This window comes from Lysobacter sp. DMC104 (assembly GCF_056313665.1).
Map to the genome: position 1 here is coordinate 153,413 of NZ_JBQUZW010000001.1, position 17,622 is coordinate 171,034.

Sequence of the window (17,622 nt, forward strand, 5' to 3'; positions counted from 1 at the left end):
GCATCGTGACCACGAACCCGGACATCGATCTCAGCACGCTCGCCGGGCGGATCAAGGCGCTGGCGGCCGAACTCGGCTTCCGCCGCTGCGGCATCGCCGACGTCGCATTGCACGAGGACGAAACGCATCTGCGCGACTGGCTATCGCAAGGGCTGCATGGATCGATGCGCTGGATGGCCGAACACGGCGACAAGCGCAGCCGGCCGGCGGAACTCGTGCCGGGCACGCTGCGCGTGGTCTCGGTCGGCCTCGACTACGGCCGCGATCCAGACGAAGCCTGGGCGACGCTGGACGACGGCGAGCGCGCCTACGTCGCGCGCTACGCGCTGGGCCGCGACTACCACAAGCTCATGCGCATGCGCCTGCAGAAGCTGGCCGAACGCGTCACCGCGGAGATCGGCCCGTTCGGGCATCGCGTGTTCGTCGACTCGGCGCCGGTGCTGGAGCGTGCCCTCGCCCGCAACGCCGGGCTCGGCTGGATCGGCAAGCACACCTGCCTGATCGATCGCGACGGCGGCTCGTGGTTCTTCCTCGGCGAACTCTACGTCGACCTGCCGCTGCCGGTCGATCCGCCGGCGACCGCGCACTGCGGCACCTGCACGCGCTGCATCGACGTGTGCCCGACGCAGGCGATCGTCGCGCCGTATCGGCTCGACGCGCGCCGCTGCATCGCCTACCTCACCATCGAACACGAAGGCGCGATCGACGAGGACCTGCGCCCGCTGATCGGCAACCGCATCTTCGGCTGCGACGACTGCCAGCTCGTGTGCCCCTGGAACAAGTTCGCGCAGCGCACCGACGAACCGGACTTCCGCGTCCGCAATGATCTCGACAAGGCGTCGCTGGTCGATCTGTTCGCGTGGACGGAAGACGAATTCCTGCAGCGCACCGAAGGCTCGCCGATCCGCCGCAGCGGCTACGCCCGCTGGCTGCGCAACCTCGCGATCGCGCTGGGCAATGCCCCGACGACGCCCGAGGTGGTCGCCGCGCTCGAAGCGCGTCGCGACCTCAATGCCACGACCTTCGACAGTGCGATGGTCCGCGAGCACGTCGCATGGGCGCTGGCGCGACACGGCATCGCCGCGTAGAGCGCAACGCAGTTCCGCTGTGCTGCGCTTCTGGTAGAGCGGCCTTCAGGCCGCTGCTCTTGCCTCTTTCAGAAACGCCGTTTTGACAGCAGCGGCCTGAAGGCCGCTCTACCGGAAAAGATCAGGAGCGCGCGCGAATCTCCGCCAGCAGCGCCTGCGTCACCGGATCCGCGGCTTCGCCTTCGCCGCGCAGCGCCGGCAGCAGGGCGTTCGCGACTTCCTTGCCGAGTTCGACGCCGAACTGGTCGAAGGCGTTGATGCCCCACAGCACCGACTGCAGATAGACGCTGTGCTCGTACAGCGCGATCAGCGCACCCAGCGATTCGGGCGTGAGCGCGTCGAGCAGCAGCAGCGTGCTCGGGCGATCGCCGGCGTAGGCGCGATGCGGGTCGTCGCTGGCGCGTCCGTTGGCAAAGGCTTCGGTCTGGGCCAGCAGGTTGGCGAGCAGCGCGGCGTGGTTCGCTTCGTGTGCGTGGTCGGCACGGATCACGCCGATGAAGTCGGCCGGCACGATCTGCGTGCCCTGGTGCAGCGCCTGGAAGAAGCTGTGCTGGGTGTCGGTGCCCGCCCCGCCCCACCACACCGGCACGGTGTCGTTGGTCAGCAGGTCGCCGTCGAGGCGCACCGACTTGCCGAGGCTCTCCATCACCAGTTGTTGCAGGTAGTTCGGCAGCAGGCGCAGGCGTTCGTCGTAGGGCAGCACGGCCTGCGAGGAAAGGCGTTCGGCGTTGCGGTTCCAGACTGCGGTGAGCGCATGCCACACCGCGAGGTTCTCGCGCAGCGGCGCCGCGTGGACGTGCGCATCCATCAGCGCGGCACCGGCGAGCAACCGCTCGAAGCCATCCATGCCGATCGCCAGCGCGATCGGGAAACCCACCGCCGACCACAACGAGTAGCGGCCACCGACCCAGTCCCACATCGGCAGGATGCGATCCGCATCGATGCCGAACGCGGCGGCGCGGTCGACGTTCGCGCTGACGGCGTAGACGCGGCGGTCGTCGCCCAGCCAATCGCGCACCACGCGACCGTTGAGCAGCGTTTCCTGTGTGCCGAAGGTCTTGGAGATCAGCACCGCCGCGGTCTTCGCGGGATCGAGCAGCGCGAGCACGCGACGTACCGCGTTGCCGTCGACGTTGGACACGAAGTGAACGCGCAGCCCGGCGGCGCCATCGACCGCATCGTGCAGCGCATCGACGACCAGTCGCGGACCGAGGTCGGAACCGCCGATGCCGACGCTGACCACGTCGGTCACGCCGGACGCGCGCACCTGCGCGACCAGCGCGGCCATGCGCGCACGTGCTTCGCGCGCCTGCGCGGACGCCTCGCGGGCGTGGACGGTGTCGGAGAGTTCGCTGCGCAGCGACGTGTGCAGCGCGGCGCGACCTTCGGTGGCGTTGACCGGATGGCCGTCGAACAGGCGACGGATCGCGGACGACAGGTCCGCGGCCTCGGCCAGCGTGAACAGGACGTCGACCGCCTCGCGATCGACATGCTGGCGCGCGAAGTTCGCGTACAGCGGACCGACACGCAGCGCGAAATCGCGGGGCCGCGTCGGGTCGTCGGCGATCAGGCGCGCGATGGACGTGGCGTCCAGGCGCCGGGCGTGCGGCAGCAGCGCGGTGGACAGAGCCTCGGACGGCAGGGACATGACGACCTCGAAAGCGTGCGCGAGGCCCTCATCTTGCCAGATCACGCCGCGACGGGACGCGCACGCCGTCGCTGCATACGAATCCAGCACGGCGACGTCCGGCCGCGCTGTCGGACCCTCAGTCGAGGACGAATTCGAGGTTGTCGATCAATCGCGTGCGACCGAGGCGCGCCGCGATCAGCGCCACGCGCGGGCCGCTGCCGTCGGCAGGCTCGGACAGGTCCGGCGCACGGATCGCGGCATAGTCGACGAGATAACCGGCGCGCACCAGGCGCAGCGTCGCTTCGGCCTCGACTTCGGCGCGTGGCGCACCACCCTCCAGGCGCTCGCGCATGAAGTGCAGCGTGCGATTGATCTCCGACGCGGTGACGCGCTCGGCGGGCGACAGGTACTGGTTGCGCGAACTCATCGCCAGGCCGTCGGCCTCGCGGACGATGTCGCCGCGCAGGAGCGTCAGCGGATACGCGAGGTCGGTGACCATCTGCTGGATCACCGCGAGCTGCTGGTAGTCCTTCTTGCCGAACGCGGCCACGTCCGGCTGCACCTGGTTGAACAGGCGCGCGACCACGGTGCAGACGCCGTCGAAATGCCCCGGGCGATGCGCGCCTTCCAGCACGTCGGCGACGCCGGGCACGCGCATGCGCACGGCCAGGTCGACGCCGAACGGATACATCGATTCCACCGTCGGCAGCCACAGCGCATCGCAGCCGGCGGCTTCCAGCCCGCTGGTGTCGGCCTCGGGCGTGCGCGGGTAGCGGGTGAAGTCCTCGTTCGGCCCGAACTGGGTCGGGTTCACGAACACGCTGGAAATGATGCGGTCCGCGTGCCGGCGCGTCAGCGCGACCAGCGAATAGTGTCCCGCATGCAGGTTGCCCATCGTCGGCACGAAGCCGATGCGCAGCCCCTCGCGGCGCCAGCCGAGGATGCGTTCGCGCAGGCGCGACAGGTCGGTGATGGTTTCGATCATGGTCTTCCGAAGCGTTGTGCGGAGTGCCGGGATGGGCGGTGTCGGCAAGATTAGCCGGCGAGGAATTCGACCCACTTGCCATGGACCCAGCCCCAGGCGCAGGGGCCGCGGTAGGCGACGGGCTTCGGCAGCGACGTGGAGACGCCGCAATCGCCGGCGTCCTGTCCCTTGCGCGGATAGACGATGGCCAGCCACTTGTTGTCGCGCGAGTAGCTGCAGACGAAGAATTCGTCGCCCTCGCGCAGGCGATCGCGCAGCGCGTAGGTCGATCCCGGCCCGCCGCGCACGGCGAGGAACGCGTCGCCCTTCGGATCGACGCCCTTGACCTTCGCCCAACTGCCGCAGGCGTCGAGTTCGGCCTCTTCGCCCACCACGACCGGCACATCGCGCGGCGCGGCGACCGCGAGCGTCGAGGCGAGCAGCGCGACCGCGACGGCGGCCGGGAACAGCGGCATCAGTCGATTCATTGGTAGGCGTGCTCCGCATCGGGGAACGTGCCGCCACGAACGGCCGCGCAATAGGCCTGCACCGCGCCGGCGACCGAGCCGCCGTCGGCGAGGAAATCCTTCACGAACTTCGGGCGGCGATGGCCGCCGTCGAGGCCGAGCAGGTCGTGCAGCACCAGCACCTGGCCGTCGCAGTGCGGGCCAGCGCCGATGCCGATGGTCGGGATCGGGCTGGCGGCGGTGATCGCCTGCGCCAGCGGGGTCGGCACGCATTCCAGCACCAGCAGCGCGGCGCCGGCGTCGGCGACGGCCTGCGCGTCCTCGCGCAGCTTCGCGGCGGCGCGTTCCTCGCGTCCCTGCACCTTGAAACCACCGAAGCGCAGCACCGACTGCGGGGTCAGGCCGAGGTGCGCGGACACCGGGATCTCGCGTTCGACGAGGAAGCGGATGACCTCGAGCTTGTGCGGCCCGGCGCCTTCGAGCTTGACCATCTGCGCGCCGGCCTGCAGCAGCCGGGTCGCGGCGTCGAGCGCACGTTCGGGCGTGGCGTCGGCCTGGAACGGCAGGTCGGCGACCAGCAGCGCGCGCTTGAGGTGCGAGGCCACGGCGGCAGTGTGGTAGGCGATGGCGTCGACCGTCACCGGCAGGGTCGAATCGTGGCCCTGCACCACCATGCCCAGCGAATCGCCGACGAGGATCAGGTCGGTGCCGTTGCGATCGAGCACGCGCGCGAACACGGCGTCGTAGGCGGTGAGCATCGCCAGCCGGCGGCCGTCGCGCTTGGCGTCGGCGAGCGCGGGCACGGTCCAGGGCTTGTCGTCGGGAAGGGCCATGTCGCTCCTAGGGTCACCGCGGACTCGCGGCACCGCGGACCGGCCGCGGGGCGTAAAGGGTAACAGTTCGGGGGAATTGGCCGGCACTGCCGGCCGCCGCGCCTCAGCGTTCCGGCAGCGGGGCGATTCCGGCGCGGCCAAGCCGCTCCAGCGCGGCTCGGGCGCTGCCCTGCCCCGGGATGACCAGGTCGTCGACCAGGTCCAGCAGCGGCACCAGCACGAAGGCGCGCTCGTGCAGGTACGGATGCGGCACGCGCAGGCCGGCGGTCTCGACCACCTCGTTGCCGTACAGCAGCAGGTCGAGATCGAGGCTGCGCGGCCCCCAGCGACGTCCCGGCACGCGGCGGCGGCCGAAATCGCGCTCGATGCGCAGCAGTTCGTCCAGCAATGGTCGCGGCGGCAGCGCGGTTTCCAGCGCGACCGCGGCATTGATGAAATCGGCCTGGTCTTCGAGCCCCCAGGCCGGGGTGCGGTAGAAGCGCGACGCGCCGAGGTAGCGACTGCGCGGCACGGTCATCAGGCGGTGCACCGCGGCGCGCAGCGTGCCCAGGCTGTCGCCGACGTTGCCGCCCAGACCGACGTAGGCGACCACCGGGTCGCGACGTTGCGCCACCACGTCGTCTCCCCTGCCTCGACTCAGTGGCCGACGGTGGTCGGGCGACGGCGACGACGACGGCGCGGCGTCCGCGCGGTGTCGCCTTCGCTGCCACCCTCGTCGTCTTCGGACGGCGCCGTGCGCAGGGCCGCGACCGCGAGGGCATGGTCGGGATCGCGCTGCGCCTCGGCCCAGAAGGCGATGTCGGCGGCATGATCGGGCGACGCGGCCTGCCGCAGCAGCAGGAAATCGTAGGCCGCCCGGAACCGCGGCTGGGCCAGCAGGCGCACCACGCGCTTGCGCTGCCGCAGCGGGAAGCGCGACTGCAGCAGCCAGATCTCCTGCATCGGCAGCGAGAACCGGCGCGGCAGCGCGACCGTCTCCACCTGGTGCAGGGTCACGCGATCGGCGGCGCGGCGCTCGGCTTCGGCAGGATGCACACCCTGCGCCTGCAGCATCGCCAGCGTGCGGCAGTAGGCCGGCCACAGCAGCACCGCGAACAGGAACGCCGGCGACACCGGCTCGTCGGCGGCGATGCGGGTGTCGGTGGCCTTCAGGCCCGCCAGCAGCATCCGCCGCAGCGCGCCGCTGCGGTTGGCGGCCAGCGCCTTCGCGGTCTCCGGCAGCAGTGCCGGCAGCAGGCCGTGCGCCTCCAGCCCGAGGAAACTGGCCTCGGCATTCCCGGACAGGAACAGCTTCAGGCATTCCTCGAACAGGCGCGCCGAGGCCGCTTCCTGCAACAGCGGCGCCAGCACCGGCAGCGGCGCCGCGGTGGCAGGATCGATGGTGAAGCGCAGCTTGGCGGCGAGGCGCACCGCGCGCAGCATGCGCACCGGGTCTTCGCGGTAACGGGTCTCGGGATCGCCGATCAGCTTCAGCACGCGCTGCTGCACGTCCTCGAAGCCGCCGACGTCGTCGCGCACCGAGAAATCGGCGATCGCGTAATACAGCGCGTTGGCGGTGAAGTCGCGGCGGACGGCGTCGTCCTCGATCGTGCCGTAGACGTTGTCGCGCAGCACGCGGCCGTCCTCGTCGGTCTCGCGGTCGCCGCTGCCGTCGTCGCTGTTGGCGCGGAAGGTCGCGACCTCGATGATCTCGCGCCCGTACACCACGTGTGCGAGACGGAAACGGCGACCGATCAACCGGCAGTTGCGGAACAGATGCTTGACCTGCTCGGGCGTGGCGTTGGTGGCCACGTCGAAATCCTTGGGATGCTCGCCCAGCAGCAGGTCGCGGACCGCGCCGCCGACCAGGTAGGCGGCATAGCCGCTCTCGTGCAGGCGATACAGCACGCGCAGTGCGCTCGGACTGATGTCCTTGCGCGAGATGGCGTGCTGGTCCCGGGGAATCGTCCTGGAGGCGGCCGGCGGAAGTGTGGGTTCGGTCATCAAACGGTGATCGCTGGCTCGAATGGAACGGGAGGCTGGTCAACGCCGGGGGACCCGCTATACTAGCAGGCCTGTCGACACTGACTGTTCGGTCCAGCCTTCCCGGCCCGGCCCTACAAGTCAGGTACCGACCACGGAGTCCAGTTTCATGCTCCCTTCGTCTAGAGGCCCAGGACGTGGCCCTCTCAAGGCTAAAACACGGGTTCGAATCCCGTAGGGAGCGCCAATCCTGAAAACCCGCGTCGCAAGGCGCGGGTTTTACTTTGCGCGACGGCAGGGATCGAACCCGGGTTCGACGGGTTCGCCCGGAGCGAACCGGCAGCCCGCGGCACACGACCGCCAGCCGGGCATCATCGCGGCTTCGCCCGGACGCGCGCACGGCTTACACTATCCCGCCCTGCGTCCGAACCGACCGATCCCATGCCTTTCGTCGTCACCGAAAACTGCATCAAGTGCAAATTCACCGACTGCGTCGAAGTCTGTCCGGTCGACTGCTTCCACGAAGGCCCCAACTTCCTCGTGATCGATCCGGACGAGTGCATCGACTGCACGCTCTGCGAGCCGGAGTGCCCGATCAACGCGATCTACCCCGAGGACGACGTCCCCGCCGGGCAGGAAGCGTTCGTCGCGCTCAACAAGGAACTGTCCGAGCGCTGGCCGGTGATCACCGCGCGCAAGGACCCGCTGCCCGACGCCAAGGAGTGGGACGGCAAGCCCGGCAAGCTGTCGATGCTGGAACGCTGATCGAATCCCCCCTCGCCGCCCGGGCCCCGGCCCGCGGCGACGCAACGAAGAACGGGCGCCGAGGCGCCCGTTTTCGTGTCCGCCGACGGCAGGCGCTTACTGCCCGCCGAGCGTCTTCTTCAGCGAAGCGATGAGCTTGGCCGCGGCCTGGCCACCGGCCGGCAGACCACGCGGATCCACCGCGGCGACGAGGCTGCGGCCGCCGTCGAGATCGGTGATGCGCAGCAGGAACTTCTCGCCGCCGTAGTCCACGTCGAAGGCGCCCAGCAGCTGCGCGCGGTTGACGACGGTGAGGTCCGGCGTCGCCGCCAGCGCCTCGCCGACCTTCGCGAACGCCGAGGCGCGATCGCCGGCGATGGCGAAGCTGGACGCCTGCACCGCCGGCGAGTCGCCGCCACCCGGCAGCGAGGAACGGGTCACCGGCCCGGTCGGCTGCGAGGCGCGTTCGGCCTCGGCGGCATTGAACACCGGCGGGAATTCCAGCGGACGCTTGGTCTCGTCGGCGTTGTAGTAGTCGTGCTTGCGGAACCAGTGACAGCCCGAGGCGCCGAGCAGCGCGGCGGACATCGCGACGAGGGTCGCGACCCGCAGGGCGCGGGACGGGGCGAGGCGGAGATTCGGGCGGTTCGGGGACATGCGGACTCCTGGAGGAAAACGGTGCGGTCGCGGGCTCAGCCCGCGGCGGCGAAACGGGGGCCGGCGCCGGCGGCATCGCGTTCGAGCGCTTCGACCTGCGCGGCGACCGCGTCCGCGGCGGCAGCGTGCCCGGCCGACAGCACGGTCAGCGGCAGGCGCAGGCCATGGCCGATGCCCTGGCGGGCGAGGACCGCCTTGACCGGGATCGGGTTGGGCTCGACGCCCATGAAATCGAAGATCGGGGCCAGTGACGCGTCGAGCGCGGTCGCGGCGGCGCGATCGCCCGCACGGGCGAGGTCGCAGAGCCGGCGCATCGCGGCGGGAATGACGTTCGAGGCGACGGAGATCACCCCGTCCGCGCCGGCGAGCATCGCCCGGGCGGCGGTCGGATCGTCGCCGGAGAGCACGGCGAAGTGCGGCGAGGCCAGCGCCAGCAGCGCGTCCATCCGCTCGGCTTCGACCCGGGCCTCCTTGATGCCGACGATGCCCGGATGCGGCGCCAGTTCGGCCACCGTCGCCGGCAGCAGGTCGCAGCCGGTGCGGCCGGGGACGTTGTAAAGCACGACCGGCAGGCCACCCTGCTCCGCCACGGCGAGGAAGTGCGCGACCAGACCGGCCTGGGTCGGGCGCACGTACGGCGGCGTGACCACCAGCGCGGCGTCGGCGCCGCAATCGGCGGCACGACGGGTCAGGGCGATGGTCTTGGCCGTGTTGGGCAGGCCGGTGCCGGCAAGGACCGGGATCCGGCCCCCGACCACGGCCACGGCCCGGCGCAGCAGCGCGTCGTACTCGGCATCGTCGAGGGCATTGGCTTCGCCGGTCGACCCGGCCACCACCACGGCCTGCGTGCCGGCGGCGACCTGCGCCTCCAGCAGCCGGTCCCAGGCGTCGAAATCGAGGGCGCCGGACGCCGTGAACGGCGTGGCCAGCGCGGTGATGCTGCCGGAGAGGTGCACGCGGATGCCCTGGGAATGCCTGACGGAAAGGAAGAGGGAGCAGATGAGTAAGCGCGGGACCGGGCGCCGCACGCAGGCGACGACGGTGCGGCGATGTTACTTGGGAAGGTCTGAACAGGCCATCCCATGCAATGCGTCCCCGGCCCGTGGCGGACGGCGGCAAGGCGCCCCGGCACGAACGGCCGCCCGGGGCCTGCCGGGCATGCAGGGGCGTCGGGAATCAAGCACTTGGCACGCATCGACGGCCCGATCCGGCGAACTTTGCCTTGCGGCCCGAATCCATGGACCAGTATGCTGACGCGGTGTCCCCGGCGCTGCGCGCACGACGGACCTGCGCACCATCCTCTTCGCAACATTTCCCGCCGCGGACGCCACCTTGACCGAGTCTTCCACCGCTGCCCGGCCTGCGCCGAACGAGAACTACCTGCTGATCAACGCCTACACGACGCATCCGCAGTCGCCGCTGTTGTCGGTGACCCGGCGGATCTCGGACAGCGGCTGCAACCTCGTCGACGCCCGCCTGTCCACCGTCGGCCGCGACGTGTCCGTCACGGCGCTCGCGGTCGGCCCGTGGGACGCGATCGCCAAGCTCGAGGCCATGCTGACCCGGCTGGAGCGCGAGGAAGGTTTCAAGCTGATCTGGTACCGCACCGGCCCCAAGCCGCCGCAGTCCAACCTGCTGCCGTACGTGGTCGAAGTGGTGGCCGCGGACAAGCCCGGCATCCTCTACCAGCTGGCGGACTTCTTCGACCGCCAGGGCATCACCATCGAGAGCCTGCACTGCGCCCGCTACCGCGCGATGCAGACCGGCGCCGACATGTTCTCGGCGCAGGTCACCATCGGCGTGCCGGCGGACATGCACATCGCGGCGCTGCGCGACGATTTCCTCGAGTTCTGCGACCACCTGAACCTCGACGCCATCATGGACCCGATGAAGTTCTGACGATGACCGACGCGACCCTTCCCGTCCTCGGCAAAGCGCTTCCCAAATCCACCCTCGCCCTGCCGCTGGCGCTGTCCGACGGCACGACGACGACGCTCTCGGCCCGTGCCGACCGCTGGCTGGCGCTGTACTTCTACCCGAAGGATTCCACGCCCGGCTGCACCACCGAGGGTCTGGACTTCAACGCGCTGCTGCCGGAGTTCGCGAAACTCGGCTGCGACGTGCTGGGCGTGTCGCGCGATTCGATCAAGTCGCACCAGAACTTCTGCACGAAGCAGGGATTCAGGTTTCCGCTCGTCAGCGACGGCGACGAAGCGCTGTGCAACGCGTTCGGCGTGATCGGCGAGAAGAACATGTACGGCAAGAAGGTGCTCGGCGTGGTCCGCAGCACGTTCCTGATCGCCCCCAAGGGCAAGCTCGCCGCCGAATGGCGCGGCGTGAAGGTGCCGGGCCACGCCCGCGCCGTGCTCGACGCGCTCCAGGCCGCACAACCGCAGTGACCGACGCTCTTTTCAGGCTTCGCCGACGCCCCGCCCCGCGGGTCGCGGCGGCCTCGTCGCGCGCGCGTCATGCGGCCCTGCTTCCATTCCTGCTCCCGTTCCCGCCTTCCCCCACGTTCCCGCCCCCGGGCCGAGGCCCCGCATCCGCATGATGACCAAAGGCAAGCGTACCTACGTCCTCGACACCAACGTGCTGATGCACGATCCCACCGCGCTGTTCAAGTTCGAGGAGCACGACGTCTTCCTGCCGATGCAGGTCATCGAGGAACTGGACAACGCGAAGAAGGGCACGTCCGAAGCCAGCCGCAACGCGCGCCAGGTCAGCCGCTTCATCAACGAACTGATCGAAGCGCACGGCACCGACAAGCTCGTCACCGGCATCCCGCTGACCCGGCCGAAGGGCCTGCAGCTGCGCGCGGCCGAGAGCATCGGCAAGCTGCGCTTCCAGACCGGCAGTTTCGATTCGGCCAAGCGCTTCGGCGCGGTGATGCCGGACAACCAGATCCTCGGCGCGATCCTGGTGCTGCAGGAAACGTCGGCCGAAACGCCGGTGGTGTTCGTCTCCAAGGACATCAACCTGCGGATCAAGGCGTCGATCGCCGGCATCGCCTCGGAGGACTACGAGAACGACCGCGCGCTGGACGACTTCAGCCTGCTCTACACCGGCGTGTCGCCGCTGCCGGAGGATTTCTGGCAGCGCCACGGCGCGAATTTGCGCTCGTGGACCGAGAAGAGCCGCACCTTCTACGAATTCACCCGCGACGGCGACGAGGAGTGGTTCCCGAACCAGTTCCTCTATCTGCCCGGTGACGAGGAAGCCGAGATGCGCGTGGCGCGCGTCGACGGCGACCGCATCACGGTGCAGATCGTCGACGACTACCGCAGCCACCAACACGCGGTGTGGGGCATCGCCGCGCGCAACCGCGAGCAGAACTTCGCGCTCAACGCACTGATGGACCCGGACATCGACTTCGTGACGCTGCTCGGCACCGCCGGCACCGGCAAGACGCTGCTGGCGCTGGCCGCGGGCCTCGCACAGACGATGGACCAGCAGCGCTACCGCGAGATCATCATGACCCGCGCCACGGTGAGCGTGGGCGAGGACATCGGCTTCCTGCCCGGCACCGAGGAAGAGAAGATGACGCCGTGGATGGGCGCGCTGACCGACAACCTCGAAGTGCTGATGCCCAACAACGCCGAGGGCGGCAGCTGGGGCCGGGCGGCGACCAACGACCTGCTGGCCTCGCGCATCAAGATCCGTTCGCTGAACTTCATGCGCGGCCGCACCTTCCTCAGCCGCTGGCTGATCCTGGACGAAGCGCAGAACCTCACGCCCAAGCAGATGAAGACGCTGATCACGCGCGCCGGCCCGGGCACGAAGATCGTCTGCCTGGGCAACGTCGAGCAGATCGACACGCCCTACCTCACCGAGACCACCTCCGGCCTGACTTACGCCGTCGACCGCTTCAAGGGCTGGGCGCACAGCGCGCACATCACCCTGCGTCGCGGCGAGCGTTCGCGGCTGGCGGATTACGCGTCGGAAGTGCTCTGACGGCGTTCGCGTTGCCGACGAAAACGCCCGCCGATCGGCGGGCGTTTTCGTTGCGCGTCCCTGCGCGAAGGCGCTCCCCCGGAACGGACCCGCATGCCGCGCGGCGACTCAACGTCCCGCGGTGCGGCAGCAGGTCGCGCTGACCTGGTAGCTGAGCGCCGACAGCAGCGATCCGACCAGGTCGCAGCGCCAGCCGGTGGGCTGCCCGGACGTGATCACCGGCTGCGAGTTGCTGATGCCGATGCCCAGCGGTCCGCCGCAACCGCCGCTGGTGGCGGCATAGCCGACCGGGCAATTCACCGAACGCGTCTGCAGGCCGCCGAGCAGATCGAGGCTGCCGGTCTGCTGCGCCACCGTGCAGTCCAGCGCCGATGCCACCGGCTCCATGTAGTAGCCGACGACGTCGATCACCGCATCGCTCTGCGCGTAGGTGAACAGCGTGAACTGCGTGGCGCAGCCCGGACGGCACAGCGAGACGATCTCGCCGTTGGACGTGTCCTTGCCGGCGAGGTAGTTGAGCGAGGACACCAGCGGCCGTGCGACATCGGACGCATACGCCGTGAAGTAGCCGTCCAGGATGGGACGCGACGCGGTGAGCTTCACCTGCAGCGCGGAAGCGTTCTGCGGGATGCCGCAGTTGCCGGGATCGCCGCCCTGCGACGCGAAGCCCGACGCGCTGTACGCGATGAAGCTGCGTGCGCCACTGTTCCCGATCGGCCCGCCGGCGACGCGGGTGTCGACGATGCGGCACGGCGTCAGCGGCGTGTAGACCAGATCGGCACCGGCCGCGCCCAGCTTGGTCGGTGCACCGGCGCGCCTGGCGGTGGACGCGCCGAGCAGCGCGGCCTGCATGCCGTCGAGGGTCGGCTCGCCCGCGGCGCGTTCGAGGTTCGCCATGTCGACTTGGCGCAAGGTCGGCGCCATGCGCGCGGACCAGGTCTGGGGCGACACGCCATGCCGCGCGGCGGCGTCCGTGGACCACGTCTTCACGATGTCCGCGGCGAGTTCGCCACGCATCGCTTCCGGCGCGCGTCCGTCGCGGGTGATCGTCGACGACCACCACGAAACGCCGGCCACGGCGGCCGGCGCGATGCACGCGGCGGCGATGAGGATCGACTTCCTGAGGATCGAACGCATGTCAAACCCCTTGTCCTGAAGCGGGTACGGGCCCGCGCTCCGAATCTCGACGATCGCGATGCGGCCGACAATGTCCGAAGCGGCGCACATGGCGCGATATCGCGCAGGAAACGCGCAGGCCGGCGGATCGGGCGACGCGCGATCATCGATGCCATCGATGCGACCACGCCGGAGATGCGACCGTGCGCAAGATCGATGCGCGTGGCGCGGCGGCGCGATCGAATCGATCGATCGCGCGCGTCGTGCAGGCTGCATTCCGGTTGCGGAGGAAAGCGTTTTGATACAACTTCGGGAGGTGCAGGTCGCGTTGTCCCCGTCCATGGAGGGCCGCACGATGCCGATGTTGAACGAACGGATCCGCCGCGCACGCAGCCTCTGCGGCCTGAGCCAGAGCGGACTGGCCGCGCGCCTCGGCGTGCAGCGCGGCGCGGTGACGCGCTGGGAACATCCCGCGGGCAACGCGCCGAGCACGCGCCACCTCATCGCGATCGCGCGCTGCACCGGCACGCGGATGGAATGGCTGGCGCTGGGACACGGTTCGCCGCGAGCGGAGGATGCTGCGGCGTTCGCGCCCGACGACGAACCGTCCGCGTGCGCCGAGAGCGACCTCGAACTCGACTGCCTGCGCTGCCTGCGGCGCATGCCCAATCGCCAGCGCGAACAGGTCGTCGCGCTGATGCGCAGCATGGTGCGCTGACGCGCGGCCACGCGACCGGGGCGCTACCATCGTCGACATCGCCGTCCCCCGGAACCGCCATGACCGATGCCGCCTTCCGCCCCGTCATCCGCCCGTGGCGTCCCGACGATGCCGGCATGCTGCACGCGGCGGTGCGCGCGTCGCTGCCGTCGCTGTCGCCGTGGCTGCCGTGGGCGACGCCCGCCTACGACCTCGCCCAGGCCGAGGGCTGGATCGCGTTCTGCACGCGGATGCGCGAGGGCGATGCGGAGCACCACTTCGGCGTGTTCGACGCCGCCACCGGCGCCCTGCTCGGCAGCGTCGGGCTGAACCAGCGGATTCCCGCGCACCGCGGCGCGAACCTCGGCTACTGGGTCGTCGAGACCGTGCGCGGGCACGGCATCGCGGTGGAGGCGGCGCGGCAGGCCGTGCGCTTCGGCTTCGACACCCTCGGGCTGCGCCGGATCACGATCCAGGTGGTGCCCGAGAACCGCGCCAGCCTGCGCGTGGCGATGAAGCTCGGCGCGGTCTGCGAGGGCATCGCCCGCAACGGGCTGCTGGTGGGCGAGACCTCGGTGGAGAGCGTGGTCCACTCGCTGATCCCGGACGACATGGCGCTGTGGGAAGACCCACCAGTGCGCTCGGTCGAATGATGTTTCATACATCACTTCGACCATCTGATACTTGATCCAAGCGATCTGGGACATGGATACTGCGGGGCTCCGATGGAGTCCGCATGATCACCTCAGCCCAGATGCGCGCCGCCCGCGCCCTGCTCGGCATCGACCAGCGCCGGCTGGCCGAACTGTCGGGCGTGTCCCTGCCCACCATCCAGCGCATGGAGGCCAGCCAGGGCCACGTGCGCGGCATGGTCGCCACCCTCACCCGCATCGTCGACGCGCTGGACGCGGCCGGCGTCGAACTCATCGGCAACGGCCAGCCCAGCCAGGGCCAGGGCCGCGGCGTGCGCCTGAAGGAGACCGCCATATGAGCCCCGCGAACTGGCGCAGCGGCTTCACGCCCAAGGCGCTCACCGTGCTGCGCGGCGGCTACCGGCTGGCCGACCTGCGCGCCGACGCCATCGCCGGCCTGACCGTCGCCATCGTCGCGCTGCCGCTGGCGATGGCGCTGGCGATCGCCAGCGGCACCACGCCGGAGAAGGGCCTGCACACGGCGATCATCGCCGGCTTCCTGATCTCCTTCCTCGGCGGCTCGAAGGTGCAGATCGGCGGGCCGACCGCAGCCTTCATCCCGGTAGTGTTCGCGATCATCCAGAAGTTCGGCTACGGCGGACTGATCCTGTGCACGCTGATGGCCGGGCTGATGCTGATCGCCGCCGGCCTGCTGCGGCTGGGCACGCTGATGAAGTACATGCCGCAACCGGTGGTCACCGGCTTCACCGCCGGCATCGCGGTCAGCATCTTCTCCAGCCAGGTGAAGGACGCCCTGGGCCTGCGCATGGGCCAGGTGCCGGCCGAGTTCCTGCCGCGCTGGGAGGCCTACGCCGCGCACCTCGGCAGCGCGCAGCCGGCGACGATCGCGCTGACCGTGCTGGGACTGGTGGCGATCCTCGGGCTGCGGCGCTGGCGCCCCGCGTGGCCGGGCTTCCTGATCGCGCTGCTGCTGTGCACGCTGGCCGCGGCCGGCGCCGCGCTGCCGGTGGAAACCATCGGCAGCAAATTCGGCGGCCTGCCCTCGGCGCTGCCGACCTTCGACCTCCCCCGCATCCCGTTCGACCAGATGCGCGAGCTGCTGCCGAGCGCGTTCACCATCGCCTTCCTCGCCGGCGTGGAGTCGCTGCTGTCGGCGGTGGTCGCCGACGGCATGACCGGCGGTCGCCATCGCTCGAACATGGAACTGGTCGCGCAGGGCGTGGCCAACACCGCCTCGGCGCTGTTCGGCGGCCTGCCGGCCACCGGCGCGATCGCGCGCACCGCCACCAACATCCGCGCCGGCGGCCGCACCCCGTTCGCGGGCATGCTGCACGCGGCGTTCCTGCTGCTGTTCATGCTGCTGCTGGCACCGCTGATGCGCTACGTGCCGCTGGCCGGGCTGGCGGCGATCCTGCTGATCGTGGCCTGGAACATCAGCGAGGTGGAAGCCTTCCGCCACACGCTGTCGGCGCCCAAGGGCGATCGCGTGGTGCTGCTGGCGACGTTCCTGCTGACGGTGTTCTTCGACCTGACCGTGGCGATCGAGGTCGGTGTGGTGCTGGCGGCGTTCGTCTTCATGTTCCGCATGGCCGAGGCGGTGGAGATCCAGTCCGGCGCGGGCGGCGACGAGGACGACGGCGCCGATCCGACCCAGCGCGAGCGCCTGCCGGCGGGCGTGGAGGCGTTCCAGATCAGCGGGCCGCTGTTCTTCGGCGCCGCCAACCGTCTGGACGACCTGCTCGACCAGTTCCGGGTGCCGCCGAAGGTGTTCATCCTGCGCATGCGGCTGGTGCCGGTGATCGACGCCAGCGGCGTGCACGCGCTGGAGGCGCTGCTGGAGCGCTGCCAGCGGCGCGGCATCGTCCTGATCGTCTCCGGCCTGCAGGCGCAGCCCCGGCGGGTGCTCGCGCAGATGCACCTGCACCCGCGACACGGCATGCTGCACATCGTTCCCGGTTACGATGCGGCGCTGACCCTGGCGCAGGAACTGATCGCAGGCACCGCAATGGAGGATGACCCGTCGTGACCCGTCCCGTTTCCGCCCTCACCATCGCCGGCTCGGATTCCGGCGGCGGCGCCGGCATCCAGGCCGACCTCAAGACCTTCGCCGCCCACCGCATCCACGGGCTGAGCGCGATCGCCGCACTGACCGCGCAGCACACTCGCGGCGTGACGGCGGTGGAATCGCCGCCGCTGCCGTTCCTGCGCGCGCAGATCGCAGCCTGCTTCGACGATTTCGACATCGGCGCGGTGAAGACCGGCATGCTCGGCAACGCCGACACCGTGCAGGCGGTGGTCAAGGCCTTCGACCAGCACTGCCCGCAGTTCATCGTGGTCGACCCGGTGATGGTCGCGACCTCCGGCGCGCAGCTGCTGGCGAACAGCGCGATCGAGGTGGTGCGCAAGCGCCTGCTGCCGATGGCGACGGTGATCACCCCCAACCTGCACGAAGCCGAGCTGCTGCTGGGCCGGCCGATCCCCGACCTCGCCGCGATGCGCACCGCCTGCGACGACCTGCTCGACCTCGGCGCCGGCGCGGTGCTGCTCAAGGGCGGCCACCTGCAAGGCGGCGACACCGTGATCGACCTGTTCTCCGCGCGGCGTGACACCGGCGGGCGGATGCATCGCGAGATCGTCCACCCGCGGCTCGACGTGAACGCCCACGGCACCGGCTGCACGCTGGCGGCCGCGCTGGCCGCGCGGCTGGCGCTGGGCGCGTCGCTGGAAGACGCCTGTCGCGGCGCCTCGGATTACGTGCATCGCGCGCTGCTCGGCGGCATCCGCCCGGGCCGCGGCAACGTGCTGGTGCTGGACCACTTCGGCGCCGCCGAACCGGCGTGACCGCGTCACCGCGCGACGC

At 70.3% G+C, this 17,622-nt stretch carries 19 protein-coding genes and 1 tRNA gene; 11 read left to right on the forward strand and 9 right to left on the reverse strand.

Annotation, left to right across the window (positions count from 1 at the left end):
- The first annotated feature begins 2 nt into the window (after nt 1–2).
- A complete protein-coding gene (gene queG / locus ACT53R_RS00725; protein WP_476170303.1) occupies nt 3–1,088 on the forward strand; it encodes a tRNA epoxyqueuosine(34) reductase QueG in 1,086 nt (361 codons plus the stop codon).
- A gap of 121 nt (nt 1,089–1,209) precedes the next feature.
- Here queG and pgi read toward each other — a convergent pair whose 3' ends face one another.
- From pgi to pcnB, 6 genes are all read right to left on the reverse strand, one after another.
- Complete coding sequence (gene pgi, locus ACT53R_RS00730) at nt 1,210–2,736, reverse strand: glucose-6-phosphate isomerase (protein ID WP_476169917.1); 1,527 nt, start codon at nt 2,734–2,736, stop codon at nt 1,210–1,212.
- Nucleotides 2,737–2,854: 118 nt separating this feature from the next.
- Nucleotides 2,855–3,703: a pantoate--beta-alanine ligase gene (panC, locus tag ACT53R_RS00735; protein WP_476169918.1), complete on the reverse strand. Its 849-nt coding sequence runs from the start codon at nt 3,701–3,703 to the stop codon at nt 2,855–2,857.
- Nucleotides 3,704–3,753: 50 nt separating this feature from the next.
- Nucleotides 3,754–4,170: a hypothetical protein gene (locus ACT53R_RS00740; RefSeq protein ID WP_476169919.1), complete on the reverse strand. Its 417-nt coding sequence runs from the start codon at nt 4,168–4,170 to the stop codon at nt 3,754–3,756.
- Complete coding sequence (gene panB, locus ACT53R_RS00745; protein WP_476169920.1) at nt 4,167–4,982, reverse strand: 3-methyl-2-oxobutanoate hydroxymethyltransferase; 816 nt, start codon at nt 4,980–4,982, stop codon at nt 4,167–4,169. The genes ACT53R_RS00740 and panB overlap by 4 nt, the downstream gene beginning before the upstream one ends.
- A gap of 103 nt (nt 4,983–5,085) precedes the next feature.
- Nucleotides 5,086–5,598: a 2-amino-4-hydroxy-6-hydroxymethyldihydropteridine diphosphokinase gene (folK, locus tag ACT53R_RS00750; RefSeq protein WP_476169921.1), complete on the reverse strand. Its 513-nt coding sequence runs from the start codon at nt 5,596–5,598 to the stop codon at nt 5,086–5,088.
- A 20-nt stretch (nt 5,599–5,618) separates the two neighbouring features.
- Nucleotides 5,619–6,965, reverse strand: a complete 1,347-nt coding sequence (pcnB, locus tag ACT53R_RS00755) for a polynucleotide adenylyltransferase PcnB (RefSeq protein WP_476169922.1) — start codon at nt 6,963–6,965, stop codon at nt 5,619–5,621.
- A 150-nt stretch (nt 6,966–7,115) separates the two neighbouring features.
- Here pcnB and ACT53R_RS00760 point away from each other — a divergent pair.
- A tRNA-Glu gene (locus ACT53R_RS00760) sits at nt 7,116–7,191 on the forward strand.
- A 194-nt stretch (nt 7,192–7,385) separates the two neighbouring features.
- A complete protein-coding gene (gene fdxA / locus ACT53R_RS00765; RefSeq protein WP_476169923.1) occupies nt 7,386–7,709 on the forward strand; it encodes a ferredoxin FdxA in 324 nt (107 codons plus the stop codon).
- 96 nt (nt 7,710–7,805) lie between these two features.
- Here fdxA and ACT53R_RS00770 read toward each other — a convergent pair whose 3' ends face one another.
- Together ACT53R_RS00770 and dapA are read right to left on the reverse strand one after the other, a co-directional pair.
- A complete protein-coding gene (locus ACT53R_RS00770) occupies nt 7,806–8,345 on the reverse strand; it encodes a hypothetical protein (protein WP_476169924.1) in 540 nt (179 codons plus the stop codon).
- Between the two features lie 35 nt (nt 8,346–8,380).
- The gene (gene dapA / locus ACT53R_RS00775) at nt 8,381–9,301 is read right to left on the reverse strand and encodes a 4-hydroxy-tetrahydrodipicolinate synthase (RefSeq protein WP_476169925.1); all 921 of its coding nucleotides are present in this window, start codon (nt 9,299–9,301) and stop codon (nt 8,381–8,383) included.
- 331 nt (nt 9,302–9,632) lie between these two features.
- Between dapA and ACT53R_RS00780 the strand changes: the two genes are divergently transcribed.
- The 3 genes from ACT53R_RS00780 to ACT53R_RS00790 all read left to right on the forward strand — a co-directional run bounded on the left by ACT53R_RS00780 (nt 9,633) and on the right by ACT53R_RS00790 (nt 12,296).
- Complete coding sequence (locus ACT53R_RS00780) at nt 9,633–10,244, forward strand: glycine cleavage system transcriptional repressor (RefSeq protein WP_476170304.1); 612 nt, start codon at nt 9,633–9,635, stop codon at nt 10,242–10,244.
- Between the two features lie 2 nt (nt 10,245–10,246).
- A complete protein-coding gene (locus ACT53R_RS00785) occupies nt 10,247–10,744 on the forward strand; it encodes a peroxiredoxin (RefSeq protein WP_476169926.1) in 498 nt (165 codons plus the stop codon).
- Between the two features lie 151 nt (nt 10,745–10,895).
- Nucleotides 10,896–12,296, forward strand: a complete 1,401-nt coding sequence (locus ACT53R_RS00790; RefSeq protein ID WP_476169927.1) for a PhoH family protein — start codon at nt 10,896–10,898, stop codon at nt 12,294–12,296.
- A 108-nt stretch (nt 12,297–12,404) separates the two neighbouring features.
- Here ACT53R_RS00790 and ACT53R_RS00795 read toward each other — a convergent pair whose 3' ends face one another.
- Nucleotides 12,405–13,433, reverse strand: a complete 1,029-nt coding sequence (locus ACT53R_RS00795; protein WP_476169928.1) for a hypothetical protein — start codon at nt 13,431–13,433, stop codon at nt 12,405–12,407.
- A 334-nt stretch (nt 13,434–13,767) separates the two neighbouring features.
- On the opposite strand from ACT53R_RS00795, the gene ACT53R_RS00800 reads away from it, so the two are divergent.
- The 5 genes from ACT53R_RS00800 (at nt 13,768) to thiD (ending at nt 17,603) form a co-directional block, all read left to right on the forward strand.
- Entirely contained in the window at nt 13,768–14,130 is a 363-nt protein-coding gene (locus tag ACT53R_RS00800; protein WP_476169929.1) for a helix-turn-helix domain-containing protein, read from the forward strand.
- Nucleotides 14,131–14,189: 59 nt separating this feature from the next.
- A complete protein-coding gene (locus ACT53R_RS00805) occupies nt 14,190–14,762 on the forward strand; it encodes a GNAT family N-acetyltransferase (protein WP_476169930.1) in 573 nt (190 codons plus the stop codon).
- An 83-nt stretch (nt 14,763–14,845) separates the two neighbouring features.
- Entirely contained in the window at nt 14,846–15,100 is a 255-nt protein-coding gene (locus tag ACT53R_RS00810; RefSeq protein ID WP_476169931.1) for a helix-turn-helix domain-containing protein, read from the forward strand.
- Nucleotides 15,097–16,788: a SulP family inorganic anion transporter gene (locus ACT53R_RS00815; RefSeq protein WP_476169932.1), complete on the forward strand. Its 1,692-nt coding sequence runs from the start codon at nt 15,097–15,099 to the stop codon at nt 16,786–16,788. The genes ACT53R_RS00810 and ACT53R_RS00815 overlap by 4 nt, the downstream gene beginning before the upstream one ends.
- Nucleotides 16,785–17,603 (forward strand): bifunctional hydroxymethylpyrimidine kinase/phosphomethylpyrimidine kinase, encoded by an 819-nt coding sequence (gene thiD / locus ACT53R_RS00820; RefSeq protein ID WP_476169933.1) that lies wholly within the window; start codon nt 16,785–16,787, stop codon nt 17,601–17,603. Before ACT53R_RS00815 ends, thiD begins: the two co-directional genes overlap by 4 nt.
- Nucleotides 17,604–17,622 lie beyond the last annotated feature (19 nt).